This is a genomic window from Streptomyces sp. NPDC058646, assembly GCF_042716875.1.
Classification (GTDB): Bacteria; Actinomycetota; Actinomycetes; order Streptomycetales; family Streptomycetaceae; genus Streptomyces.
The window spans coordinates 24,670-48,696 of record NZ_JBHXRK010000027.1 but is presented as its reverse complement, the minus strand read 5'-3'; the positions used below and the strand labels follow the sequence as shown (position 1 = coordinate 48,696).

Sequence of the window (24,027 nt, the reverse complement as noted above, 5' to 3'; positions counted from 1 at the left end):
GAACGGCGCACCATGAAGCGGCACACCATCGAACCCCGTCCCGACTGGCAGAAGACCGTCGAGGAGCAGGGGCTGATCTACCCCCTCACCCGCTACCCCGACGACTCCCTGCGCCCCTACTGGGACGAGAGCGCCTACTACTCCTTCACCCTCCCCGAGGTCGAGGCACTGGAGAACGTCGTCGAGGAGCTGCACGCGATGTGCCTGGCCGCGGCCGCGCACATCGTGGAGCACGACCGCTTCGCGGACCTCGGCATCACCGATCCGAAACTGGCCGCCCTGATCGCCGAGTCCTGGCGGCGGCGCGCGGAGCAGCCCTCCCTCTACGCCCGCTTCGACCTGCGCTACGACGGCAGCGGCAGCCCCGCCAAGATGCTGGAGTACAACGCGGACACCCCCACCTCGCTGGTGGAGGCGGCCAGTCCGCAGTGGTTCTGGATGGAGGAGCGCTTCCCCGGCGCCGACCAGTGGAACTCGCTCCACGAGCGCCTCGTCGACGCCTGGCGCCGGCAGTCCGAACTGCTCGCGGCCGGGCCCGTCCACTTCGCGCACTCCGAGTCCGACGAGCTCGGCGAGGACCTGATGACGGTGGCCTACCTCCAGGAGACCGCCGAGCAGGCCGGCCTGGAGACCCAGGCCCTGTCCGTCGAGCAGATCGGCTGGGACAGCCTCTCCGGCCGGTTCGTGGACGAGAAGCTCCGCTTCATCCGGACCTGCTTCAAGCTCTACCCGTGGGAGTGGCTCGCCACCGACGAGTTCGGCCCGCAGGTCCTCGGCACCTACGACCACGGCGGCGGCTCCGGCACCACCTGCTGGATCGAGCCGCTGTGGAAGATGCTGCTGTCCAACAAGGCGCTCCTCGCGATCCTCTGGGAGATGTTCCCGGAGCACCCGAACCTGCTGCCCGCCTACCTCGACGGCCCCCGCGAGCTGGCCGAGCCCGGCTCCTCCGGGTACGTCGCCAAGCCCCTCCTCGGCCGTGAGGGCGCCGGGGTCACCCTCCACGAGGCGGGCGAGGGCGGCGAGCCGTTCGTCCCGCAGGAGGGCGAGCGGTACTGCTTCCAGGCGCTGGCCCCGCTGCCGGACTTCGACGGCAACAGGGTGGTCCTCGGCGCGTGGGTCGTCGAGGACGAGGCGGCGGGCCTCGGCATCCGCGAGTCGGCAGGGCCGGTCACGGACGAGTACGCCCGCTTCCTGCCCCACGTCATCCTGTAGCCGCACGGACCGACGGGACCGACGGGACCGATGGGCGGACCCGGACCTGCCGGGCGGACCGGTGTCCGGCCCGACCGGCCGGTCCGCCGGCCGGGGCCCTACACGCCGAGGACCGACCGGAGCTGGTCCAGCCCCCAGTCCAGGTCCTCCTTGCTGATCACCAGCGGCGGGGCGATCCGGATCGTCGCCCCGTGGGTGTCCTTCACCAGCACCCCGAGCTCCATCAGCTTCTCGGAGATCTCCCGCCCCGTGCCGCGCGAGGGGTCGATGTCGACGCCCGCCCACAGCCCGCGCCCCCGGACGGCGGTCACCGCCCCCGCCCCGACCAGCAGGTTCAGCTCCCGCAGCAGGTGCTCGCCCAGCTCCGTGGCGCGCTGCTGGTACTCGCCGGTCCGCAGCATCGCGACGACTTCCAGGGCCACGGCGCAGGCGAGCGGGTTCCCGCCGAAGGTGGACCCGTGCTGGCCGGGCCGGAACACCCCGAGGACGTCCCGGTCGGCGACGACGGCCGACACCGGCACCACGCCGCCGCCGAGGGCCTTGCCGAGGAGGTACACGTCCGGCACGACCCCCTCGTGCTCGCACGCGAAGATCCGGCCGGTCCGCCCCAGGCCCGACTGGATCTCGTCCGCGATGAACAGGACGTTCCGCTCGCGCGTCAGTTCCCGTACGCCTCTCAGGTACCCGGCGGGCGGCACCAGCACCCCCGCCTCGCCCTGGATCGGCTCCAGCAGCACGGCCACGGTGTTCTCCGTGACGGCCGCGGCGAGCGCGGTGAGGTCCCCGTACGGGACGATCTCGAAGCCCGGGGTGTACGGCCCGTAGTGGTCGCGGGCCTCGTGGTCGGTGGAGAAGCTCACGATCGTCGTCGTACGGCCGTGGAAGTTGTCGGCCGCGACCACGATCTTGGCGTGCCCGTCCGGCACCCCCTTGACCTCGTAACCCCACTTGCGGGCCGTCTTCACGGCCGTCTCCACCGCCTCCGCGCCCGTGTTCATGGGCAGCACCATCTCCTTGCCGCACAGCGCGGCCAGCTCGGTGCAGAAGTCCGCGAAGCGGTCGTGGTGGAAGGCGCGCGAAGTGAGCGTGACCCGCTCCAGCTGGGTGCGGGCGGCATCGATCAGACGGCGGTTCCCGTGGCCGAAGTTGAGCGCCGAGTACCCGGCCAGCATGTCGAGGTACCTGCGGCCCTCCACGTCGGTCATCCACGCGCCGTCCGCGGAAGCGACCACCACGGGCAGCGGATGGTAGGTGTGCGCGCTGTGCGCCTCGGCGGAGCGGATGGCATCAGCAGTTGTCGACACGGGGTCTCCGATCGTCGGTCTTGCCGGGTGAGCCGGTGACGAGAGTGGCGTCACCTTCTTATCGTCGCTCGTATGCCGGACGCAGAAACCTCTCCTGTGACGCGCCCGCTAAGGTGGGCGGTACGCACGGCGACTGGCGTACGGGGAACCAACTCCGGGGGAGTCGTGCGCGCTCGACCGCACACAGGGCCGCTCGCCTGGGCCTCGCGGGGTACCGATCACATCGACCCCGGAGGAGCCCGCCATGTCCGCGAGCCGCCATCCCGCCCTGTCCGCGACCGACCCCGAACTCGCGTCCTTCGTCGCGGCGGAGGAAGTCCTCCAGGCGCAGACCCTGCGCCTGATCCCCAGCGAGAACTACGTGTCCGCGGCCGTCCTCGAAGCCTCGGGCACGGTCCTGCAGAACAAGTACAGCGAGGGCTACCCCGGCCGCCGCTACTACGAGGGCCAGCAGAACATCGACCGCGTCGAGGCCCTGGCGGTCGAGCGGGCGAAGGGCCTGTTCGGCGTGGACCACGCCAACGTCCAGCCGTACTCCGGCTCGCCGGCCAACCTGGCCGTCTACCTGGCCTTCGCGAAGCCCGGCGACACCGTGATGGGCATGGCCCTGCCGATGGGCGGCCACCTGACCCACGGCTGGGGCGTCTCGGCCACCGGATCCTGGTTCCGCGGCGTGCAGTACGGCGTCCGGCAGGACACCGGGCTCATCGACCACGACGCGGTGCGCGAGCTGGCGCTCGCCGAACGCCCGAAGATCATCTTCTGTGGCGGCACCGCCCTTCCCCGCACGATCGACTTCGCGGCCTTCGCCTCCATCGCCGAGGAGGCGGGCTCGGTCCTGGTCGCCGACGTGGCGCACATCGCCGGTCTGATCGCGGGCGGCGCCCACCCGTCTCCGGCCGGGCACGTGGACGTCATCTCGACCACGACCCACAAGACCCTGCGCGGCCCGCGCGGCGCGATGCTGATGTGCCGCGAGGAGCACGCGAAGGCCATCGACAAGGCGGTCTTCCCCGGCCTCCAGGGCGGCCCGCACAACCAGACCACCGCGGGCATCGCCGTGGCCCTGCACGAGGCGGCGCAGCCGTCCTTCACCGCCTACGCGCACGGGGTGGTCGCCAACGCGAAGGCGCTGGCGGCGGCCCTGCTGGAGCGGGGCTTCGACCTGGTCTCGGGCGGTACGGACAACCACCTGGTCCTGATCGACCTGACCGGCAAGGGCCTCCCCGGCAAGACCGCGGCCAAGGCCCTCGACCGGGCCGGCATCGTCGTCAACTACAACACGGTCCCGTTCGACCCCCGCAAGCCGTTCGACCCCTCGGGCATCCGGATCGGCACCCCGTCGCTGACGTCGCGCGGGCTCGGGGCCGCGCACATGCCGGTGGTCGCCGAGTGGATCTCGCGGGCGGTGGACGCAGCCGCCAAGGGGGACGAGGCCGCACTCGGGGCGATCCGGGCCGAGGTCGCGGACCTCATGGCCGCCTTCCCGGCCCCGGGCCTGCCCCTGTCCTGACCCGCGGCGCCGTTGCCGGGGGCGCTGGCCCCCCGCACCCCCGCGCTTGAGGGTGTGCCCGTGCCGGAGGCGCCGGGTGCGGGCCGGAGCCGCGGCCGGACAGCCGGGCCCGGGCACCGCGCAGCGGCCCGGCGGAAAGCGGTCGCTCGGCCGAGGCTGGATCCGGCCGCCCCGCTACCGCCCGGTACCGCGGCGCGGCACGGGCGGGGGCGGGGCGGCCCGGACGGATCCGGCCAGCGGCGGGCCGGAGCCCGCCCCCGCACCTGAGAGAATGGGGCCATGGCTTCTGATCGTCCTCGCGCGCTCTCCGGCATCCAGCCCACCTCCGGCTCGTTCCACCTCGGGAACTACCTCGGAGCCATCCGTCAGTACGTCGCCCTGCAAGAGACGCACGACGCGTTCTACATGGTCGTCGACCTGCACGCGATCACCATGCCGCAGGACCCCGAGCACCTCCGCGCGAACACCCGCCTCTCCGCCGCGCAGCTCCTCGCCGCCGGCCTGGACCCCGAGCGCTGCACGCTCTTCATCCAGAGCCACGTGCCCGAGCACGCGCAGCTCGGCTGGGTCATGAACTGCATCACCGGTTTCGGCGAGGCCAGCCGGATGACGCAGTTCAAGGACAAGTCCGCCAAGGGCGGTGTCAACAACGCCACCGTCGGCCTGTTCACGTACCCGATCCTCCAGGTCGCCGACATCCTGCTCTACCAGGCGAACGCCGTCCCGGTCGGCGAGGACCAGCGCCAGCACATCGAGCTGACCCGCGACCTGGCCGAGCGCTTCAACCAGCGCTTCGGCCAGACCTTCACCCTGCCCGCCGCGCACATCGTCAAGGAGGTCGCGAAGATCTACGACCTCCAGGACCCGGCGATCAAGATGTCGAAGTCGGCTTCCTCCCCCAAGGGCCTGATCAACCTCCTCGACGAGCCCAAGGTCACCGAGAAGAAGATCAAGAGCGCGGTCACCGACACCGAGGCCGAGGTCCGCTTCGACGTGGCGGCCAAGCCCGGCGTCAGCAACCTGCTCACGATCTACTCCACCCTCACGGGCGAGACGGTCCCCGCCCTGGAGGCGAAGTACGAGGGCAAGGGCTACGGCGCGCTGAAGACCGACCTGGCCGGCGTGATGGTCGACTTCGTCACACCGTTCAAGCAGCGCACCCAGGAATACCTGGACGACCCCGAGACGCTGGACTCCATCCTGGCCAAGGGCGCGGAGAAGGCCCGCGCGGTCGCCGCCGAAACGCTCGCACAGACGTACGATCGACTCGGTTTCCTGCCCGCCAAGCACTGACGGAAAAGAGGGCCCTGGCGGGACCGGGGGTGCTGGCGCCACACTGGGTCGGCAGCACCCAAGCAGACAAGCGGAGGAGAGATTCGTGGGGACCGTAACGCTCGGCGTTTCGATCGCGGTCCCGGAGCCGTACGGCAGCCAGCTCCAGGAGCTGCGCGCCGGCTTCGGGGACGCCGCCGCGCACGGCATCCCCACGCATGTCACCCTTGTGCCGCCCACCGAGGTGGAGGCCGAGCGGCTCCCGCAGATCCGGGCCCACCTGTCCGAGGTCGCGGCGTCCTTCCGCACCTTCGGGATGCGGCTGGCCGGGACGGGAACCTTCCGCCCGCTCTCGCCGGTCGTCTTCGTCCAGGTCGTCGAGGGCGCCCCGGACTGCACCCTGCTCCAGGGCCGGGTCCGGGACCCCGAGGGACCGCTCGACCGCGAGCTGGCCTTCCCGTACCACCCCCACGTCACGGTCGCCCACGGGATCTCCGAGGAGGCGATGGACCAGGCGTTCACGACCCTCGCCGACTACGCCGCCGCATGGGTCTGCGAGGGCTTCGCCCTCTACGAGCAAGGTTCGGACGGGGTGTGGCGCAAGCTGCGCGAGTACCCCTTCGGGACCGGGCCGGCCACCGTGCCGCCGCAGCTGGGCTCGCCCGCCGACGCCGCTGCGGCGGAGGCGCCCGTACGGCCCTCCTGACGGAGCGGCCGCAGGGCCTGACGGGCACGGAACCTGAGCCCGCGCAGGACCAGGGCGTGGAACGGGCGGCCCGTCCGGGGCACTTCGCGAAAAGTCACAAACGACGACCGTAGTCCCCGGATCAGACAATCCCGGATATTTCCGGCAGCTCAATTACGGTGACGCCATGGACTGGCTGACGAAGATTCCGGTGATCGGGCCCCTGGCGGCCCGGTTCATGAGAACCCACGCGTGGCGTTCCTACGAGCGCCTCGACCGCGTGCACTGGACGCGTCTGGCCGCCGCGATCACCTTCATCAGCTTCCTCGCCCTCTTCCCGCTGATCACCGTGGCCGCCGCCGTCGGAGCGGCCCTGCTCAGCCAGGAGCAGCTCGACACGCTCCAGAAGAACCTCTCCGAGCAGGTCCCCGGCATCTCCGAACAGCTCGACCTCGACGCGCTCGTCGCGAACGCGGGCACCGTCGGACTCGTCGCCGCCGTGATCCTGCTCTTCACCGGCGTCGGCTGGATCGGTTCGATGCGGGACTGCCTGCGCGCGGTGTGGGAGAAGGACGACGAGGAGGACGGGAACCCCATCCTCCGCAAGGGCAAGGACGGCCTCGTCCTCCTCGGCCTCGGCGGCGTGAGCCTCGCCTCCGCCGCGGCCTCGATCTTCGGGGCCAGCGCGGTCGGGAAATCCGCCGAATGGCTGGGCATCCCGCGCGACGGCGCGGGCGGCGCACTGCTGCGCACCGGGGCCTTCCTCGTCGGGGTCCTGGCCGCCTTCCTGCTGCTGCTCTACGTACTGACCCTGCTGCCCGGCGTCGAACCGCCGCGCGGCCGCCTGATCCAGGCGGCCCTCATCGGCGCGGCGGGCTTCGAACTGCTCAAGCTGCTGCTCAGCGGCTACATGCGGGAGGTCGCGGCGAAGAGCATGTACGGGGCCTTCGGCGTGCCGATCGCCTTGCTGCTGTGGATCAACTTCACGGCCAAGCTGCTGCTGTTCGTCGCCTCCTGGACGGCGACCCGCGACGACAGCGACGGGGACGGCGCCGAGGACCCCGAGAACCCGGAGCACCCCACCGACACCGCGGCCCCCACCGCCCCCACCGACCCCGCGGCCCCCGGCCGGGACGGGGACCCGGCCCCGCGCCCCGGCCGGACCCCGGCGCCCGGCACCTCCTAGACGGGCTGACGGGCACCCGCTACACGAACTCCTCGCCCCGGCCCCGGCGGCCGCGCGGCCAGCGGCGGTTGACCACGAAGGCGCCGCCCGCCAGGACGGCCAGCACCCCGCCCGCGACGGCGAGCGCGGTCCCGGCCCCGCCCCCGCCGGGCCCGCCGGCCGACGGGTTGTTCTCGTGCGACTGGGCCGGGGAACCGTGGGGCGTGGTGTCCGCGCCCTTCGGCGGCACCAGCTCACCCACCGGCTTCACCTTCCCCGCCGCCGCGAAGCCCCAGTCGAAGAGCGCGGCGGTCTCCTCGTACACCGAGTTGGCCCCGCCCGCGCCCGGGTTCATCACCGTGACCAGCAGCTTCCTGGACCCCTGCTGGGCCGCCCCGGTGAAGGTGGAGCCGGCCATCGTGGTGTTGCCGTTCTTCACCCCGGCGATGCCCTTGTAAGGGGAGAGGCCGCCCGCGCCCGTCATCAGCCGGTTGGTGTTCTGGATCTCGAAGAAGTCCCGCGGCTTCCCCTCCACCTGCAGGCCCGGGAACTTCGCCTCGACCGTGCCGCAGTACTCGCGGAAGTCCTGCTTCTGCAGCCCCGAGCGGGCGATGAGGGTCAGGTCGTACGCGCTGGAGACCTGCTCCGGCGAGTCGTACCCGTCCGGGGAGACCACGTGCGTGTCCAGGGCCTGCAGCTCCTCGGCGTGCGCCTGCATGTCCTTGACGGTCTTGTCGATACCGCCGTTCATGGCCGAAAGCACGTGCACGGCGTCGTTCCCCGACCGCAGGAACACCCCCAGCCACAGGTCGTGGACGCTGTACTCGTGGTCCTCCTTGACCCCGACCAGGCTGCTCCCCGGGCCGACGCCCTCCATGTCCTGGTCGGTCACCTTGTGGACCTGCTCCTTGGGGAGGCTGGGCAGCACGGTGTCCGCGAAGAGCATCTTCATGGTGGAGGCCGGCGGGAGCCGCCAGTGCGCGTTGTGCGCCGCCAGGACCTCGCCCGATTCCGCGTCCGCCACGATCCACGACCGCCCGGTGAGGCTGGTCGGCAGCGCGGGCGCACCCGGCAGCAGGTTCACCTGGGTGCCCGGCTGGCCTAGCAGGGAGCCGCCGACCGTGGACATGGACGCCGGGGGCGCAGCCGCCGCGGGGGCCTTGTGCGGCCCGCCCTTCCCGTCGGCCGGCGGCGGGGGTGTCGTCGGCGCGCCGTGTGCGGGCGCCACGAGCATCGCGGGGAGCAGCAGCGCGGCGGAAAGGACCGCCAGCGCGGTCTTTTTGGCATACACGCAGGTGAAAGTACATCCCGATCGGCTGTCCGCCCTCGTGGACCGGCCAAAACCGCGCAACCACCGCCGGGACAGCCCACCCCGGCGCGTCCGTCCCGGGGAGGAAACCGATACTGGGGGCATGAGACTGAGCCGTGCCGCCTCCTGGTTCCTGCTCGCCTTCGGAGTGTGGAGCTGGTTCATCTGGGTGTCTTTCGTCCGGAACCTGTGGAAGAACGGCAGTGGCCTCGCGTTCGATGCGGCGGGTGACCCCACGTCGTACTTCTGGGTGCACCTGCTCCTCGCGGTGACCTCCTTTCTCCTGGGGACGGCCGTCGGAGTGATCGGATTGCGCGGGGTGCGGGCGCTGCGGAGCGGATCACGCACGGGCGCGGACACGGGTACGGACACCGGCCCGGGGACGGGGGCGGGCGCATGAAGACCGCGGTCTTCGCCCTGGTCGCGCTGGCGGTCCTCGCCCTGCTGGTGCTCGTGCACCGCTGGCTCTGGATCCGCCTGGTCCGGGACACCACGGCCCCCGGCCGCCTGCCCCGGCGCATCGGTACGGCCTTGGCCATCGCCCTGCCCCTCCTCTCTGTGGCCGCCCTGACCACGGGCCGCGCCGGAGCCCCGTTCCGGCTCCAGCAGACGGTGGCCTGGCCGGGGTTCCTCTGGCTGGCGGTGCTCCTCTACCTGACCCTGACGATGCTGGTGGCGGAGCCGATCCGCGCGCTGTTGCTCCGCCGTCTGGCCCACCGGGACACCTTCGCGGGCTCCCCGGCGCCGGCGCCGGCCGTGGTGGCCGCGGTCACCGGCGCCGCGCAGCCCGGCGCCGGGAGCGCCCCCGCCGGAGCCGGCCCGGCCCCGGCCGAAGGCGACGCCCCTGCTCCGGCCGAGGCCCCTGACGGCGTCCGGGACCCGGCTCCCGCCGACGCGCCGCAGGGCTCCGGCTCCGAGCCCGGCGCACCCGGCAGGCCGACGCTGAGCCGCCGCACGTTCGTCGCGCGGACGGTCGGCGGCGCCGCCGCAGCCGTGGCCGTGGCCACCGTCGGGCACGGCGCGTACGGGGTCCTGCGCGGCCCGAGCGTCAAGCGGGTCCAGGTGCCCCTCGCCAAGCTGCCCCGCGCGGCGCACGGCTTCCGCATCGCCGTCGTCAGCGACGTCCACCTGGGCCCGGTCCTCGGCCGCGCCCACACCCAGCGCATCGTCGACGCCGTCAACGGCACCCAGCCCGACCTCATCGCGATCGTCGGCGACCTGGTGGACGGCTCCGTCCAGGACCTCGGGCGGGCGGCCGAACCGCTGCGCGGGCTCACCGCCCGCCACGGCTCGTACTTCGTCACCGGCAACCACGAGTACTTCTCCGGCGCGCAGCAGTGGGTCGACCACGTCCGCGAGCTGGGCCTGACGCCCCTGGAGAACGCCCGCCGCGCCCTGCCGCACTTCGACCTCGCGGGCGTGAACGACATCGCGGGGGAGACCGAGGGCCAGGGCCCCGACTTCGGGGCGGCCCTCGGCGACCGGGACCGGGCGCGCACCGCCGTACTCCTCGCCCACCAGCCGGTCGTCATCCACGACGCCGTCCGGCACGGGGTCGACCTCCAGCTCTCCGGGCACACCCACGGCGGGCAGCTGTGGCCGGGCAACTACCTCGCCGAGCTGGCCAACCCGACGCTCGCCGGCCTGGAGCGGTACGGGGACACGCAGCTGTACGTCTCCCGGGGCGCCGGTGCCTGGGGGCCTCCGGTCCGGGTGGGGGCGCCGTCCGACATCACAGTCGTAGAACTCGCCTCATATCAGGCCTGACCCGGTACAACCACCCAGCGGCCACCGGAGGACGACCCTTCCGGTGGCCGAAATTCCGTGATGGGATGACCGGTAATCGGACAGCGCACCGCTGTCTGCGGTACAAGGGTGGGGTTCACGGGATGCGGTCTGTCCGCTCTAAGATCATCGCGGCCGGGCTGGTCCTCGGCCTCGCCGGCGTGGGCGCCTGGCAGCTGCTGCCCGGGGACGGCAACGGCAGCGGCGCGATCCGGGTCGGCACGAGCGACGTCGTTTCGTCCCTCGACCCCGCCGGGGCGTACGACGCCGGCTCCTGGGCCCTGTTCAGCACCGTCTACCAGGCCCTGCTGACGATCAAGCCCGGCTCCGACACCCCCGCACCCGACGCCGCGTCCTCCTGCAACTTCGTCGGCCAGAAGCTCACCACCTACCAGTGCGAGCTCCGCCCCGAGCTGAAGTTCTCCAACGGCCGGTCGATCACTGCCCAGGACGTCAAGCACTCCTTCGACCGGATCAAGGCGATCAACTCCGAGCAGGGTCCGGCCCCGCTGTTCAACACCCTGGACTCGGTCAAGGCCGAGGGCCGCACGGTCACCTTCAACCTCTCCGCACCCGACGCCACCTTCCCCTTCAAGATCGCGACGGGCGCCGCCTCGATCGTCGACCAGGAGAAGTACCCGGCCAAGGCCCTGCGCGAGGACGGCAAGGTCGACGGCTCGGGACCGTACGCGCTCGCCGGGTACAAGGCGGGCAGCAGCATCGAGCTCAAGCCCAACACCTCGTACAAGGGCCAGGCCAAGCCCGCCAACGGACCCGTCACCGTCAAGTACTACAAGGACTCGGCCCAGCTCAACCAGGCCTGGAAGGACCGCGACGTCGAGGTCGCCCACCGGGAAATGCCCCCCGAGGTGCTCGCCGGCCTCAACCCGGGCCTCAAGGACACCCGCTACCAGGCCTCCGGCGGTACCGAGATCCGGTCCGTGGTCTTCAACGTCCGCCCCGGCTCCTCCACCGCCGCGCCCGCCGTCCGGCAGGCCGCCGCCGCCGTCCTCGACCGCTCCCAGCTGGCGTCCGAGGTCTACAAGGGCACGGTCACCCCGCTCTACTCCCTCGTACCGGCCGGCATCGCCGCGCACGGCACGCCCTTCTTCGACACCCACCCGACGCCCAACGGAGCCGCTGCCAAGAAGCTCCTCAAGGACGCGGGGATCGCGACCCCCGTCGCCGTCACCCTCGGTGTCAACATGCGCGGAGCGAACCAGCCCGAGGCCGAGGAGATCAAGCGGCAGCTGGAGTCCACCGGCCTCTTCCAGCTGACGATCAAGCCGGTCGAGGAGTGGGGAGACTTCCAGAAGGCCTACGCGGCGGGCGAGTTCGACGCCTACACCATCGGCTGGATCGCCGACTTCCCCGACGCGGACAACTTCCTCGCCCCGCTCGTCGGCGCCGACTCCTCCATGAACAACGGCTTCTCCGACAAGAACGTCGACGCCCTCATCTCCCGCACCCAGTCCTTCTCGGACCGGAGCGCCGCCGCCGCCGACTTCCGCGAGCTCCAGAAGCTGGTCTCCCAGCAGGTCCCGATGCTCCCGATCTGGCAGAAGAAGGACTACGTGATGTCCCGCGAGGCCGTCACCGGAGCCCAGCACCTCTCCGACGGCACCGGCGTCTGGCGCCTGTGGGAACTCGACTGGCTCTAGGCCTTGCCCGTGGCCGGGGCTGCGTCCGGGCTCGGGTCCGGGTCCGGTGCGGAGGCCTTCTGGCCCGAGACCGCTCGCGAGGCCGCCGTCTGGGCCATGCCCGGCAGGAAGTCCGAGAACAGCTCGTGCACTTCCCGCACCAGCGGGCGCAGCACCCGGAACCGGGCCAGGACGATGCCACGGGTCGTCAGCTGCGCGCCGCGCTCGGCGAGCCGCCGCGTCTTCTCGCTGTTCGGCGAACGGTCGAAGACCCAGTACAGGACCAGACCCATCTGCGAGAGCCACATCAGCTCCGGCAGGACGTCGGCCAGCTCGGCCGGAACCTTGGTCTTCGCCTCCGCCAGCACCTCGCGGTGGATGGCGATCGCCGCCTGACGCGCGGGTTCCGATTCCGGCGAGAACGGGCTGAGCGGGCTCTCCGGGTCCGCCGCGTTCTTGAAGAACTGGGACGCGAACTCGTGGTAGGGGGCGGCGATGTCCATCCAGCTCGTCAGTACGCCCGCGAGCCGCTTCTGCAGATCGGTCTCGCTGTCCAGGATGGGCCGGACCGCCGCCTGGTGAGCGGCGCCGATCCGGTCGTAGAACCCCTGGACCAGGTGTTCCTTCGATTCGAAGTAGTAGTAGGCGTTGCCGACCGAGACACCGGCCTCCTTCGCGATACCCCGCATCGTCGTCTTGTCGAAACCACGCTCCTGGAAGAGACGGAGCGCGGTTTCGAGGATGAGCGTGCGGGTCTGCTCGCTCTTGGGAGCCTTCTGATCAGTCACGGTGGATGAGCCTATCCGGGACGGAGCACCGGTCGTCACAGGCCTGCTCCTCCGGTCCGTCGGACCGGACGGCCTGCCGCCACCGGGACGCCGCGAACATGGCCGCCTTGGCGAAGGGCCGACCGGCCGGTGTGGAGAGCCAGTTCGCCCTCGGCCGGTGCTCGCTCAGCGCCCACAGGCACATGATGAAGGCGTCCGTACCGGTCCACACGTGCCCCCGGTCCCCGACCACGGTGACCTCCCGCAGCGTCGACGCGTGGTCCAGGTCGGGGAACCGGCGCTGCGCCTCGAAGGACGCCGCGGGGACCAGGGCGATCGGGACCAGCTTGTGCTGGGTGTGCAGCCAGTGCCGGATGTGGACGCAGAGCGGGCAGTTGGCGTCGTACAGGACCGTCAGCTCGCGCACCGCTGCCATGGCCGGCACGGTCAGGCCCCGGCCGGTGCGGTCCACCCCTGGGGGGCGACCGGGGGAGTCTGGTTGCGCTCCATGATCCCGCGACGGCGCATCTTGTTGAGCACCCACACGTTGCCGAGGTGCATGACGCCGAGGACCAGCAGGACGACGCCGAGCTTGACCGACAGCGCCTCGAAGAGGTCGCGGGCCTGCACGATGTCCTCGCCCGAGCGCAGGTAGAGGGTCACGAAGCCGATGTTCACGAGGTAGAAGCCGACCACCAGGAGCTGGTTGACGGCGTCGGCGAGCTTCTCGTTGCCCTGGAGCACGTCGCCTATGAAGACCCGGCCGTTACGGCTGAGCGTGCGGGCGACCCAGACGGTGAGCCCGATGCTGATGAGCAGGTAGATGATGTACGCGACCACAGTGAGGTCCATTGCCCTCAGCCCCCTTGAACGTGTTCAACTCGTTGGCAGGACTGACTGTAGCCCTCGTTTTGAACAAGTTCAAGCAAATGGCCGCCGCGCGCACGAACGCCCCTCCGGCCGGTGGCCGGAGGGGCGTTCGAGCGCGTCGGTTCTTCGGTGCGGCTAGCGGGCGAGGAAGTCCAGCAGCAGCCCGGTGACCTCGTCGGGGCGCTCCAGGGAGGGGAGATGGCCCGCCCAGGGCAGCTCCTGGTGGCGGGCGCCGGGCACGAGGCCGGGCAGCTCGGCGGCGATGCGGCGGAAGTCCGGCTCGTCGTGGGCGCCGCCGAAGACCAGCAGGGGTGCGGTGACGGCGGCCAGGTCGATCGCGGGTTCGGGGAGCTCGTGGCTCTCGGTGACGGCCAGGGCGACCTCGAAGTTCCGCAGCTGCATGGCCCGTACGAGGTCCTTCGCCGCAGCGTCGGCGTCCGGGCCGAGCCAGGTCTCCACGTTGAGCTCGACCGCACCGGCGAGGTCGCCCGCGTCGAGCAGCGCGTCCTCGGCGGCCCCGAACTTCCGCAGCTCCGGACTCGGCACGTGTCCCGGCCGGCCGGGGCAGAGCAGGAACAGCGAACCCACCCGCTCCGGGTGCAGCGCGGCCACGGTCAGGGCCACGCGCCCACCGTACGAGCTCCCGACCAGCGCGGCCCGCTCCACCCCGAGGTGGTCCAGCAGCGCCCGTACGTCGCCTGCGTCGCTGTACGGGGCCTGAGCGGCGGGGGAGTCCCCACAGGTCCGGAAATCCGGCCGGACCACCCGGTACCCGGCCTCGACCAGGGGCCGCCACTGCGGCTCCCACATGCGCCGGTCGCAGACGGAGGAGTGCAGCAGGACCACGGCGGGGCCGTCGACGGGCCCGTCCACATCATGAGAAACGATCATTACCTGATCCTCCCCGGGGCACGCGGACTCCACCAGGGGTTTTAAGGGGCTTGTTTCGGGGTGGGGGTTGGGCTTCGGGGGCCTGTTACCCCTTCTCGGGATCAGGGAGGGTTTGGGGGTTTCCCGCCAGTCCTATCGTCTCTCCGTGGCGGGACGGCCCCTCAAGGGCGCTCCTTCGTCGCGTCGCTTCGCGATGGCCTTCGGCCCCCCTTGACCGCCCGCCCCGCCACGGAAAGACAGGACCGACGGGAACCCCCCAAAAAGACGCTCACCGGGGACGGGTGCATGTTCGGGGTGGTCAGCGTTGCAGGGCCTGGCCTCCAGTGGCCCTGTCGGAGCCAGACCTCGACCGACTCGTCGGCAGGATCGGGGAGCGCATCCACTCCCCACCCACCACTTCATTGCTCAGCGTCTGCGAGCCGTCTGCGGGTTGGACATAAGCCGCCACCACTCCGGTAGGCACCGCACGTCGCCCGGCGTCAGCAGTCCGTCTGCGGCTGGACATAAGCCGCCAACGCTCCGGTGGGCGGGGCACGTCGCCAGGCGTCAGCGACACGGCTGTGCGCGCGTATGCGCGTATGTGCGTATGCAGGTGTGTGGGCCGGGGGCCCCTGCGACCGTCAGGGCGCGGGAAGGGGGCTGACGGAGTCTGATGCCGGATCTTTCGGTCCCTCACTCCGGCAAGACGTCACATCTCTACCCCGGACGGGTCGCTGACGCCAAGCAACGTGCGGTGCCCACCGGACCGGTGGCGGCTTATGTTCAGCTCCAGGCGGGTCGCAGACGCTGAGGCGAGAAGGGTGTGTGCGGCGTTGATGCGCTGCCCGATCCTGCTGACGGTCTGGTCGAGGTCTGGCTCCGGCAGGGCCACTGGAGGTCAGGCCCTGGAACGCTGGCCGCCCCGCTCCTCTGTCCGGTCCCCGGTGAGCGTCTTTTTGGGGGGTTCCCGTCGGTCCTGTCTTTCCGTGGCGGGGCGGGCGGTCAAGGGTGGCCGAAGGCCATCGCGAAGCGACGCGAACGCAGTGAGCGCCCTTGAGGGGCCGTCCCGCCACGGAGAGACGATAGGACTGGCGGGAAACCCCCAAACCCTCCCTGATCCCGAGAAGGGGTAACAGCCCCCCGAAGCCCAACCCCGACCCCCCGACCCCCCGCCCCTCAGAGGCTCAGGGAGCGGGCGTAGTTGATCTGGGTCATGACCCAGGCGTAGGTGTGGGCGTCGGCTGCCGGGATCATCGTCGAGTGGTGGCGGCCGCCGCTGTTGACGGTGATCTGGATGTATCCCGTGGTCACCTTCTCCTTCATCAGGAGGAACAGCAGGCCGATCAGGCAGAACAGCGCGAAGACGATCGCGAGCACGATGGCGTGGGTCGGGATCTTCTCCTCGGTGCGCGAGAAGTCGGTCGCGTTCCACATCGCGCCCCTGAGCGGCATCGTTCCCGACGGCGTGATGATCTGGTCCCCGGCGATGGTGATGTCGCCGAGGTTCAGGCCGACTCCGCCAGGACCCTGGGCATAGGCGCCGGGGGCGGCGAGGAGGCCTTCGCCGCCGATCGTCGGCTGGTAGGCGGGGGTCGACGGGTAGGGCTGCGGGTACCCGTAACTGGCCTCGCCCGGGCCCCACCTGTAGTCACCCTGGCCCGGCTGGCCGGGCTGACCGCCCTGGGAAGGGTCGCTCGCGTACGGATTCGGCTGCTGGTCACTCATACGGACGATCCTTCCACAGGACCCCCGTACCCCATACCCCGTAGCGGGGTCCGGGAGTTGGCGGACCGCCGGCCGCACCCCTGAGGACGTGTCAGGAGCCCTCGATCGTAAGCCCCTTGGCGGAGCCCACGGAGGTGGCGGTGGAAGTGCCGTACAAGACGGGGGACTTCGAGACGTAGGTCCCCTTCTCGGGATCCGGCCCGCTGAACACGGTGACCGTGCCCTCGTCGTCGAAGTCATCGAAGTCGTCGAAGTCGTCGATGACGACGCAGACCGGGATCCCGGCTTCCACTCCCACGGGGGACCCCGGGGACCCCGGGGACCCCGGACACGCCCGGTATCCACCCCCGGGGACGCCGAAGGCCCCGCCCCCCGGAGTGGGTACCGGGGGGGGCGGGGCCTTCAGGTGGAGGGGATCAGAAGCGGCGCGTGATGAGGGCGCGCTTGACTTCCTGGATCGCCTTCGTGACCTCGATGCCACGGGGGCACGCGTCGGTGCAGTTGAAGGTCGTGCGGCAGCGCCACACGCCGTCCTTGTCGTTCAGGATCTCCAGCCGCTGCTCGCCGGCCTCGTCACGCGAGTCGAAGATGAAGCGGTGCGCGTTGACGATCGCCGCCGGGCCGAAGTACTGGCCGTCGTTCCAGAACACCGGGCACGAGGACGTGCAGGCGGCGCAGAGGATGCACTTGGTGGTGTCGTCGAAGCGCTCGCGGTCCTCGGCGGACTGCAGGCGCTCGCGCGTCGGCTCGTTGCCCTTGGTGACCAGGAACGGCATGACGTCCCGGTACGCCTGGAAGAAGGGCTCCATGTCGACGATGAGGTCCTTCATCACCGTGAGGCCCTTGATGGCCTCGACGGTGATGGGCTTCTCCGGGTTGATGTCCTTGATCAGCGTCTTGCAGGCGAGCCTGTTCTTGCCGTTGATCCGCATCGCGTCGGAGCCGCAGATGCCGTGCGCGCAGGAGCGGCGGAAGGTCAGCGTGCCGTCGAGGTCCCACTTGATCTTGTGGAGACCGTCGAGCACGCGCTCCTTCGGGTCGATCTCGATCTGGAAGTCCTGCCACTGCGCCTCGTCCGAGATCTCGGGGTTGAAGCGGCGGATCCGGAAGGTGACCGTGATGTAGGGGGAGGCCGCGGCCGCCGCCTCCATCGTGTCCGTCTTGCTCAGGGTCGGGGTGCCCATCAGTACTTACGCTCCATCGGCTGGTAGCGGGTCGTGACGACCGGCTTGTAGTCGAGCCGGATCGAGTCCGAGCCGTCGGCTCCGACCTCGCGGTACGCCATGGTGTGGCGCATGAAGTTGACGTCGTCGCGGTTCGGGTAGTCCTCGCGGTAGTGACCGCCGCGGGACTCCTTGCGCGCCAGCGCGGACACGGCCATGACCTCGGCCAGATCGAGCAGGTTGCCCAGCTCGATGGCTTCCAGCAGGTCCGTGTTGAAGCGCTTGCCCTTGTCCTGGACGGACACGTTCTTGTAGCGCTCGCGCAGCTCCGCGATCTTCTCGACCGCGGTCTTGATGGTCTGCTCCGTGCGGAAGACCATCACGTTCGCGTCCATCGTCTCCTGGAGCTCCAGACGCAGGTCGGCGACCCGCTCGTTGCCCGTAGAGTTGCGCAGCCGCTCGACCTGCTCCTCGACCAGGGAGGCCGGGTTCTCGGGGAGCTCGACGTAGTCGTTCTCCTGCGAGTACCGCGCCGCCGCGATGCCCGAGCGCTTGCCGAAGACGTTGATGTCCAGCAGCGAGTTGGTGCCGAGGCGGTTCGCGCCGTGCACCGATACGCACGCGACCTCGCCGGCCGCGTACAGGCCGGGGACGACGGTGGTGTTGTCGCGCAGGACCTCACCCTCGACGTTGGTCGGGATGCCGCCCATGGCGTAGTGCGCGGTGGGCTGGATCGGGATCGGGTCCGTGTACGGTTCGATGCCCAGGTAGGTGCGCGCGAACTCGGTGATGTCCGGGAGCTTCGCGTCGAGCTGCTCCGGCGGGAGGTGCGTCAGGTCCAGGTACACGTGGTCACCGGCCGGACCGCAGCCGCGGCCCTCGCGGATCTCGGTGTAGATGGAGCGCGAGACGACGTCACGGGACGCGAGGTCCTTCATGACCGGCGCGTACTTCTCCATGAAGCGCTCGCCGTCCTTGTTGCGGAGGATGCCGCCCTCACCGCGGGCGCCCTCCGTCAGCAGGATGCCCATGCGCCAGATGCCCGTCGGGTGGAACTGGAAGAACTCCATGTCCTCCAGTGGCAGGCCGCGTCGGTAGCAGGCCGCCTGGCCGTCACCCGTGAGGGTGTGCGCGTTGGAGGTCACCTTGAAGAACTTGCCGGTGCCGCCGGAGGCGTAGATGACGGCCTTGGCCTGGAACACGTGGATCTCGCCGGTGGCGAGCTCGTACGCGACCACGCCGGCCGACTTCTTGACGCCGTCGACCTCGACGATGAGCTGGTCCAGGACGTAGAACTCGTTGAAGAACTCCACGCCCTCCTTGACGCAGTTCTGGTACAGCGTCTGGAGGATCATGTGACCGGTGCGGTCCGCGGCGTAGCAGGACCGGCGGACCGGCGCCTCGCCGTGGTTGCGGGAGTGCCCGCCGAAGCGGCGCTGGTCGATGGTGCCGTCCGGGGTGCGGTTGAACGGCAGGCCCATCTTCTCCAGGTCGAGGACGGCGTCGATGGCCTCCTTCGCCAGGATCTCGGCGGCGTCCTGGTCGACCAGGTAGTCACCGCCCTTGACCGTGTCGAAGGTGTGCCACTCCCAGTTGTCCTCTTCCACGTTGGCCAGCGCGGCGGCCATGCCGCCCTGCGCGGCGCCCGTGTGGGAGCGGGTGGGGTAGAGCTTCGTCAGCACGGCGGTGCGGCTGCGCTTCGTCGCCTCGATGGCGGCGCGCATGCCTGCGCCGCCCGCGCCGACGATGACGGTGTCGTACTTGTGGATCTTCATTGGTTTCGCCTCAGCCCCGTTGCCTAGCGGATGTTCGGGTCGAAGGTGAAGATCACCAGCGTGCCCAGAAGGATGGTGAACACCGTGGCGGTGTAGAGCAGGCCCTTCAGCCACAGCCGCGTGTTGGCGCGCTCCGCGTAGTCGTTGATGACGGTACGCAGACCGTTGGCGCCGTGCAGCATCGCCAGCCACAGCATCAGCAGGTCCCAGACCTGCCAGAACGGGGAGGCCCAGCGGCCGGCCACGAAGGCGAAGCCGATCTTGGACACGCCGCCGTCGAGCACCAGCTGGATCAGCAGGTGGCCGATGACGAGGACGACGAGCACGATGCCCGAGAGGCGCATGAAGAGCCATGCGGCCATCTCGAAGTTGCCGCGGGTCGAGCGCGGGGTCTTGCCCGTGCGCTTGCGCGGCGCCTCGATGTACGGGGCCGGGTTGTCGGCGTCGTAGAGGGACACGCCCTCGACGTCACCGATGCCCTTTTCGAAAGAAGTGTCAGAAGACATGCGTGTCACTTCCCGAAGAGTTCGAGGTAGGCGTGGCCCAGGACGGGGTAAAGGGCCCCGACCATCAGCACGATCCAGACGCCCACGACCGACCAGAGCATCTGCTTCTGGTAGCGGGGGCCCTTGGACCAGAAGTCCACGGCGATGACACGGAGACCGTTGAGCGCGTGGAACAGGATTGCGGCGACGAGGCCGTATTCCAGCAGCGCGACGATCGGAGTCTTGTAGGTAGCCACGACATCGTCGTACGCCTCGGGAGAGACGCGGACGAGAGCGGTGTCGAGGACGTGTACGAACAGGAAGAAGAAGATGAGGACGCCGGTGACTCGATGAGCCACCCAGGACCACATTCCTTCCCGGCCGCGGTACAACGTTCCAGCCGGCACGGAAAACCCTCCGGAAGCGGGGCGGGGGCCAGCCGGCTTCGTTGTCGGTCGGGCCCGGCCGGGTACGGTCCTCCGGCCCCGGACATCGTAGCGACGCTTTGTCGGTTCCTTCGCGCGGGGGTCATCGGTGTGATCAAACAGGCACGTACGGACTATCCCACAGGGGCGAATAGCCCGATTTCCGTAGCAGACAGCCCATCGGCGGAGGTCAGCCAGCGTGTCAGGTCCAGCAGCCGGGCCTGGGCGACCCGGCGGAGCTCGTCCGCGGAGATCGACCGTTCCTCGTCGACCTCGTGCCCCATCCGGCGCCGGATCGCGGCCAGCAGCTGGTCCGCCTGCTCCTCCGGCGGGTGCCCGTCGAGGCAGATCACGAAGGCGTGGCCGAATTTGCGCTCGTACTCCGCATGGGCGGCGTCGAGGGCGAGCAGAGCGGCGTACGGTGCTCCGTGCCCCAGTTCCTCGGGGCATTCCGAGGCCAGTGCCTCCGACAGGTCCGCCTGGGAGAGGTCGTACGAGGCCTCGTCCGCGGCGGCCAGCAGGGAGCCGGCGTCGGGGTAGGGGCGGTGGGTGGCCATCCGGTGCGCCCAGCGGTGGCTTCCGCAGCAGTGCAGCAGGACGGCCTCGGCGGCTTCGGGGGACAGCGCGTTGAACCGCGCCAGTCCGGAGCCGGGCGAGGGGTCGGCGCTGCCGCGGGCCTGTGCCGGAAGGTGGCTGGACAGCAGGGGGCTCCTCGGGGCGGGGCTCGGGTGTGCCGCCACGCTAGCGAGGTGGGGCGGGGAGTGTCGTACCCATTTGAGGATTTCACCCGGAAGTGAGCCGAAAGGATGAAGTGAGCACCTCTGCCGGCAGGGAGAAGGGGATGGCGACCGAGGCCGCCACCCCCCACAGGAGAGGCCCCGGCCGCCATCCGTCACGGACTCGTGCGACAAGCCCGTACCCCTGTCAGCGCCCCGAGTGCGTTTTCTGTCACACCTCGCTCCGCGCAGGACTGGTTGCTCGTTGTACAACTCGTGGACGAGAGGTACTTGAAAGCCGTAACGTGCTGATTTGCGCCACACGTACAGGACAGTGAACGGGTTGGGGACTTTGCTGGGGGACGACGCGGAGCTGACTGCCGCGGTGCTCGCGGCACAGGACGGCGACGAGGACGCGTTCCGGACTGTGTACCGCGCCGTGCACCCACGCCTGCTCGGATACGTCCGCACGCTCGTCGGCGACGGCGACGCGGAGGACGTGGCCTCCGAGGCCTGGCTGCAGATCGCCCGCGACCTGGACTCCTTCACCGGCGACGCCGACCGCTTCCGGGGCTGGGCCGCCCGCATCGCCCGCAACCGGGCCCTCGACCACATCCGCATGCGCGGCCGCCGTCCGGCCGTCGGAGGCGACGAGACCGAGCTGACCGGCCGGGCCGCCGACTGCGACACCGCGGGCGAGGCCATGGAGGCGCTCTCCACCGGCCGGACCATGGCGCTGATCGCGCAGCTCCCGCAGGACCAGGCGGAGGCCGTCGTCCTGCGGGTCGTGGTCGGGCTCGACGCCAAGACCGCGGCCGAGACGCTGGGCAAGCGCCCCGGGGCGGTGCGGACCGCCGCGCACCGGGGTCTGAAGAAGCTGGCGGAGCTGCTGGGAGCACAGGATCCGAGGGGCGAGTTCGAGCCGGACTGCGGCCCGGACTCGGAGGCGGATGCTCCGGTCAGCCATAATGCCGGTGGCCCGGCACGGGACGGCGGGGGCGGGAGGGATCTCGACGCCGTACCCGCGCAGCGCGGCCGTGGCGGGGGCCTCGTAGAACAAACCGGTGTGACGCATTCACGTTGGCGGACGCAGAAGGACATGTGATGGCCGACGAGCGCAACAGGTGGCTGGACGAAGCCGCGGCGGAGCGACTGCTGCGCGGCGAGCCGGTGGAACCTGTGGGGCCGGCCGCCGATCCCCAGGCGCAGGCCCGGGCCGCCCGGCTGCGCGCCGCCCTCGACTCCCTGGCCGAGCCGCCGCCCGCCGCGGCGGAATTTCCCGGTGAGGCCGCCGCGGTGGCCGCCTTCCGGGCCGCGCGCGGCACGGCCGTCCTCCCGGCGGATGCGCCGGGTACGGGAACGGGCCACGCCGAGCCCCTGGTGGACCTCGGCCACCTCCCCCTGCCCGCGTCCCGCGGGCGCCGGTCCTCGCGGCCCGTCCGGTTCGGCCTGGCGGCCGCCCTGGCGAGCGTGGCGGTCGGCGGCCTGGCCGCGGCCGTGGGGGCGGGTCTGCTGGACGGGCCCCGGCACGACAGTGCGGGACCGGGGCCGGCGATGTCCGTCAGCATCGACGGGGACCCTGCGCCCGCCGACAGCCAGGACCCGACCCTCGGCCCGAACCTGCGGCCCACGCCGCTGCGGGACGAGGCCGTCCCGAACCTCACCGGCGGGCCGCGGACCCCGGGCGTGGACGGCGCGACGCCGCCGGGTACGGGAACCGCCGCCGGGGCCTCGCCCGGCCGGCCCGTCACCGAGGGCGCCGGCAAGGACGCCCAGGGCGGGCTGGGCGGCGGCGAAGGCAAGGACGGCGACGTCAAGGACGACCGGACGGCCACGGGCACCGGGGAGCCGGAGCGCGAAGGCTTCACCACGGACAAGGACCGCGACGGCGAGCGGGAGGGCCGTCTGCGGCTGGACTTCTGCAAGGACTACCGGGCGGGCCGCATCACCGACGACCGCCGCGACCGGCTGGCGCGCCTGGCCGGCGGCACGGCGCGCATCCCGCGCTTCTGCGAGTCGCTCCTGGACGGACCGCGGGACGGCACCCGCGAGGACGCCCCGGGCGGAACCGGCTCCAGTGGTTCCGACGGCTCCGGCGGTTCCGGCCCGAAGGGCGCCGTCCTGCGGGCCCCGCTGCTGAGCCCCGCCCAGCCGGGCGGCCGGGCGGGCCTGCTCGGCGGCCTCTGATCCGCCTGCCGGGGCGCCTGCCGGGCCCGGCACCGACGGCCTGTAACACTTTTCGAACTCGTGGCGCAGTACCTATCGAGCCGACTGGTCATCGGCCGCGCATGAGCCGGGGTTCCCCCCGTACCCCTGGGCTCTGCGCACCTGGCGCGGGCGGGGCACGTTCCCCCGGCCCTGCCCGCGCCCCTTACGTCGGACCGGTTCCCCGGCCGGCCGGGCTCACCAGTAGACGACGACCTTGTCGCCCGTCTCCACCTGGCCGAAGACCGCCGCCAGCTTCCCCATGTCGCGGACGTTGACGCAGCCGTGCGAGGCGCCGTTGTAGCCGCGGGCCGCGAAGTCCGCCGAGTAGTGCACCGCCTGGCCGCCGCTGAAGAACATCGAGTACGGCATGGACGTGTGGTAGATCGTGGACTTCCAGACCTTCTCCTTGCGGTCCACCTTGAACACCCCCTCGCGGGTCGGGGTGTTCTCCGAGCCGAAGCGCACGTCCATCGTCGAGATGATCTTTCCGTCGATCATCCAGGCGAGGGTGCGGCTCTCCTTGCTGATGCACAGGACCCGGCCCTCCATGCAGCTCGGGTCCGGAGCGTCCGGCTCGAGGGTGGTCGGCGGGTTCAGCTCCTCCGCGGTGGGCTTCTTCGTGGCCGCCTCGATCTTCTTCCAGGTGGCCTCGTCCACCGACCCGGTGGCCCCCAGGCCGTTCTTCGACTGGAAGGACTTGACCGCGGCCGTCGTCTTGGACCCGTAGAAGCCGGTCGGGGCGACGTTCATCAGCTTGAGCTGCCGCAGCCGTGCCTGTAGCTCGCGCACCTGCTCGGTCTCGTCGCCGTTCGCCATGATCGGCTTCACGGCCGGGGACGGCGAGGACGAGGGCTTGGCCGACGGGGACGCCGACGCCGGAGCGGACGCGGAGGCAGAGGCCGACGCCGAGGCGTCCGCGGACGGCTTGTTGTCGGTGGAGGTCTCGGGTGAGGCGCCCGCCGTGGGCGAGGACGGGGCCGAGGAGACGGAGCCCGTGGACTCCGCCTTCTGGGGCCCGCAGGCGGTCGCGGCGAGTGCGACGGCGGTGGCCACTCCGAGCGTGCGGATTATGACTCTCTGGCGGTGCATTGCAGTCCCCCGGTCTCTACGGCTCGTGTAACTAGGTGATGCCTGA

General features: G+C 71.0%; 24 protein-coding genes. 10 read left to right on the top strand and 14 right to left on the bottom strand.

Annotated elements, in window-relative coordinates; all coding sequences use genetic code 11:
* Positions 1 to 12 precede the first annotated feature (12 nt).
* Entirely contained in the window at positions 13 to 1,215 is a 1,203-nt protein-coding gene (locus ACFWUZ_RS28285) for a glutathionylspermidine synthase family protein (RefSeq protein ID WP_384378768.1), read from the top strand.
* Between the two features lie 98 nt (positions 1,216 to 1,313).
* On the opposite strand, the gene rocD is transcribed toward ACFWUZ_RS28285, so the two are convergent.
* The gene (gene rocD / locus ACFWUZ_RS28280; protein WP_384378765.1) at positions 1,314 to 2,519 is read right to left on the bottom strand and encodes an ornithine--oxo-acid transaminase; all 1,206 of its coding nucleotides are present in this window, start codon (positions 2,517 to 2,519) and stop codon (positions 1,314 to 1,316) included.
* A 244-nt stretch (positions 2,520 to 2,763) separates the two neighbouring features.
* On the opposite strand from rocD, the gene glyA reads away from it, so the two are divergent.
* From glyA to ACFWUZ_RS28260, 4 genes are all read left to right on the top strand, one after another.
* Complete coding sequence (gene glyA / locus ACFWUZ_RS28275; RefSeq protein WP_384378762.1) at positions 2,764 to 4,032, top strand: serine hydroxymethyltransferase; 1,269 nt, start codon at positions 2,764 to 2,766, stop codon at positions 4,030 to 4,032.
* Between the two features lie 279 nt (positions 4,033 to 4,311).
* Complete coding sequence (gene trpS, locus ACFWUZ_RS28270; RefSeq protein ID WP_384378759.1) at positions 4,312 to 5,325, top strand: tryptophan--tRNA ligase; 1,014 nt, start codon at positions 4,312 to 4,314, stop codon at positions 5,323 to 5,325.
* A gap of 85 nt (positions 5,326 to 5,410) precedes the next feature.
* Positions 5,411 to 6,010: a 2'-5' RNA ligase family protein gene (locus tag ACFWUZ_RS28265; protein ID WP_384378756.1), complete on the top strand. Its 600-nt coding sequence runs from the start codon at positions 5,411 to 5,413 to the stop codon at positions 6,008 to 6,010.
* Positions 6,011 to 6,176: 166 nt separating this feature from the next.
* Complete coding sequence (locus ACFWUZ_RS28260; RefSeq protein ID WP_384378753.1) at positions 6,177 to 7,175, top strand: YihY/virulence factor BrkB family protein; 999 nt, start codon at positions 6,177 to 6,179, stop codon at positions 7,173 to 7,175.
* Between the two features lie 19 nt (positions 7,176 to 7,194).
* Here the strand turns inward: ACFWUZ_RS28260 and ACFWUZ_RS28255 are convergent, their stop codons facing one another.
* Positions 7,195 to 8,445: a D-alanyl-D-alanine carboxypeptidase family protein gene (locus tag ACFWUZ_RS28255; RefSeq protein ID WP_384378750.1), complete on the bottom strand. Its 1,251-nt coding sequence runs from the start codon at positions 8,443 to 8,445 to the stop codon at positions 7,195 to 7,197.
* A gap of 121 nt (positions 8,446 to 8,566) precedes the next feature.
* On the opposite strand from ACFWUZ_RS28255, the gene ACFWUZ_RS28250 reads away from it, so the two are divergent.
* From ACFWUZ_RS28250 to ACFWUZ_RS28240, 3 genes are all read left to right on the top strand, one after another.
* Positions 8,567 to 8,863, top strand: coding sequence for an SCO4848 family membrane protein (locus ACFWUZ_RS28250; RefSeq protein ID WP_384378747.1), 297 nt, complete (start codon positions 8,567 to 8,569; stop codon positions 8,861 to 8,863).
* Positions 8,860 to 10,230, top strand: a complete 1,371-nt coding sequence (locus ACFWUZ_RS28245; RefSeq protein ID WP_384378744.1) for a metallophosphoesterase — start codon at positions 8,860 to 8,862, stop codon at positions 10,228 to 10,230. The genes ACFWUZ_RS28250 and ACFWUZ_RS28245 overlap by 4 nt, the downstream gene beginning before the upstream one ends.
* A gap of 122 nt (positions 10,231 to 10,352) precedes the next feature.
* Positions 10,353 to 11,909, top strand: coding sequence for an ABC transporter substrate-binding protein (locus ACFWUZ_RS28240; protein WP_384378741.1), 1,557 nt, complete (start codon positions 10,353 to 10,355; stop codon positions 11,907 to 11,909).
* Here the strand turns inward: ACFWUZ_RS28240 and ACFWUZ_RS28235 are convergent.
* From ACFWUZ_RS28235 to ACFWUZ_RS28185, 11 genes are all read right to left on the bottom strand, one after another.
* A complete protein-coding gene (locus ACFWUZ_RS28235) occupies positions 11,906 to 12,676 on the bottom strand; it encodes a TetR family transcriptional regulator (RefSeq protein ID WP_384378738.1) in 771 nt (256 codons plus the stop codon). The genes ACFWUZ_RS28240 and ACFWUZ_RS28235 overlap by 4 nt on opposite strands.
* A complete protein-coding gene (locus ACFWUZ_RS28230) occupies positions 12,669 to 13,091 on the bottom strand; it encodes a thiol-disulfide oxidoreductase DCC family protein (protein ID WP_384378735.1) in 423 nt (140 codons plus the stop codon). Before ACFWUZ_RS28230 ends, ACFWUZ_RS28235 begins: the two co-directional genes overlap by 8 nt.
* Positions 13,092 to 13,102: 11 nt before the next feature.
* On the bottom strand, positions 13,103 to 13,507 hold the full coding sequence (locus tag ACFWUZ_RS28225; RefSeq protein WP_384378732.1) for a hypothetical protein: 405 nt from the start codon (positions 13,505 to 13,507) through the stop codon (positions 13,103 to 13,105).
* Between the two features lie 153 nt (positions 13,508 to 13,660).
* Positions 13,661 to 14,416: an alpha/beta fold hydrolase gene (locus tag ACFWUZ_RS28220; protein WP_384378729.1), complete on the bottom strand. Its 756-nt coding sequence runs from the start codon at positions 14,414 to 14,416 to the stop codon at positions 13,661 to 13,663.
* A 1,155-nt stretch (positions 14,417 to 15,571) separates the two neighbouring features.
* The gene (locus ACFWUZ_RS28215) at positions 15,572 to 16,120 is read right to left on the bottom strand and encodes a hypothetical protein (protein WP_384378726.1); all 549 of its coding nucleotides are present in this window, start codon (positions 16,118 to 16,120) and stop codon (positions 15,572 to 15,574) included.
* A 91-nt stretch (positions 16,121 to 16,211) separates the two neighbouring features.
* Positions 16,212 to 16,418: a hypothetical protein gene (locus ACFWUZ_RS28210; protein ID WP_384378723.1), complete on the bottom strand. Its 207-nt coding sequence runs from the start codon at positions 16,416 to 16,418 to the stop codon at positions 16,212 to 16,214.
* A gap of 118 nt (positions 16,419 to 16,536) precedes the next feature.
* Positions 16,537 to 17,304 (bottom strand): succinate dehydrogenase iron-sulfur subunit, encoded by a 768-nt coding sequence (locus tag ACFWUZ_RS28205; protein WP_384378720.1) that lies wholly within the window; start codon positions 17,302 to 17,304, stop codon positions 16,537 to 16,539.
* On the bottom strand, positions 17,304 to 19,058 hold the full coding sequence (sdhA, locus tag ACFWUZ_RS28200; RefSeq protein ID WP_384378717.1) for a succinate dehydrogenase flavoprotein subunit: 1,755 nt from the start codon (positions 19,056 to 19,058) through the stop codon (positions 17,304 to 17,306). Before sdhA ends, ACFWUZ_RS28205 begins: the two co-directional genes overlap by 1 nt.
* 23 nt (positions 19,059 to 19,081) lie before the next feature.
* On the bottom strand, positions 19,082 to 19,564 hold the full coding sequence (locus ACFWUZ_RS28195; RefSeq protein ID WP_384378714.1) for a succinate dehydrogenase hydrophobic membrane anchor subunit: 483 nt from the start codon (positions 19,562 to 19,564) through the stop codon (positions 19,082 to 19,084).
* A 5-nt stretch (positions 19,565 to 19,569) separates the two neighbouring features.
* The gene (sdhC, locus tag ACFWUZ_RS28190; protein ID WP_266934686.1) at positions 19,570 to 19,950 is read right to left on the bottom strand and encodes a succinate dehydrogenase, cytochrome b556 subunit; all 381 of its coding nucleotides are present in this window, start codon (positions 19,948 to 19,950) and stop codon (positions 19,570 to 19,572) included.
* Positions 19,951 to 20,102: 152 nt separating this feature from the next.
* Complete coding sequence (locus ACFWUZ_RS28185; RefSeq protein ID WP_384378710.1) at positions 20,103 to 20,708, bottom strand: 2-oxo-4-hydroxy-4-carboxy-5-ureidoimidazoline decarboxylase; 606 nt, start codon at positions 20,706 to 20,708, stop codon at positions 20,103 to 20,105.
* A gap of 328 nt (positions 20,709 to 21,036) precedes the next feature.
* Here ACFWUZ_RS28185 and ACFWUZ_RS28180 point away from each other — a divergent pair, with 328 nt between their 5' ends.
* Complete coding sequence (locus ACFWUZ_RS28180) at positions 21,037 to 21,789, top strand: RNA polymerase sigma factor (RefSeq protein ID WP_384378920.1); 753 nt, start codon at positions 21,037 to 21,039, stop codon at positions 21,787 to 21,789.
* Positions 21,789 to 22,871: a hypothetical protein gene (locus tag ACFWUZ_RS28175; RefSeq protein WP_384378707.1), complete on the top strand. Its 1,083-nt coding sequence runs from the start codon at positions 21,789 to 21,791 to the stop codon at positions 22,869 to 22,871. Before ACFWUZ_RS28180 ends, ACFWUZ_RS28175 begins: the two co-directional genes overlap by 1 nt.
* 216 nt (positions 22,872 to 23,087) lie before the next feature.
* Here ACFWUZ_RS28175 and ACFWUZ_RS28170 read toward each other — a convergent pair whose 3' ends face one another.
* A complete protein-coding gene (locus ACFWUZ_RS28170; RefSeq protein WP_384378704.1) occupies positions 23,088 to 23,945 on the bottom strand; it encodes a peptidoglycan-binding protein in 858 nt (285 codons plus the stop codon).
* Positions 23,946 to 24,027 lie beyond the last annotated feature (82 nt).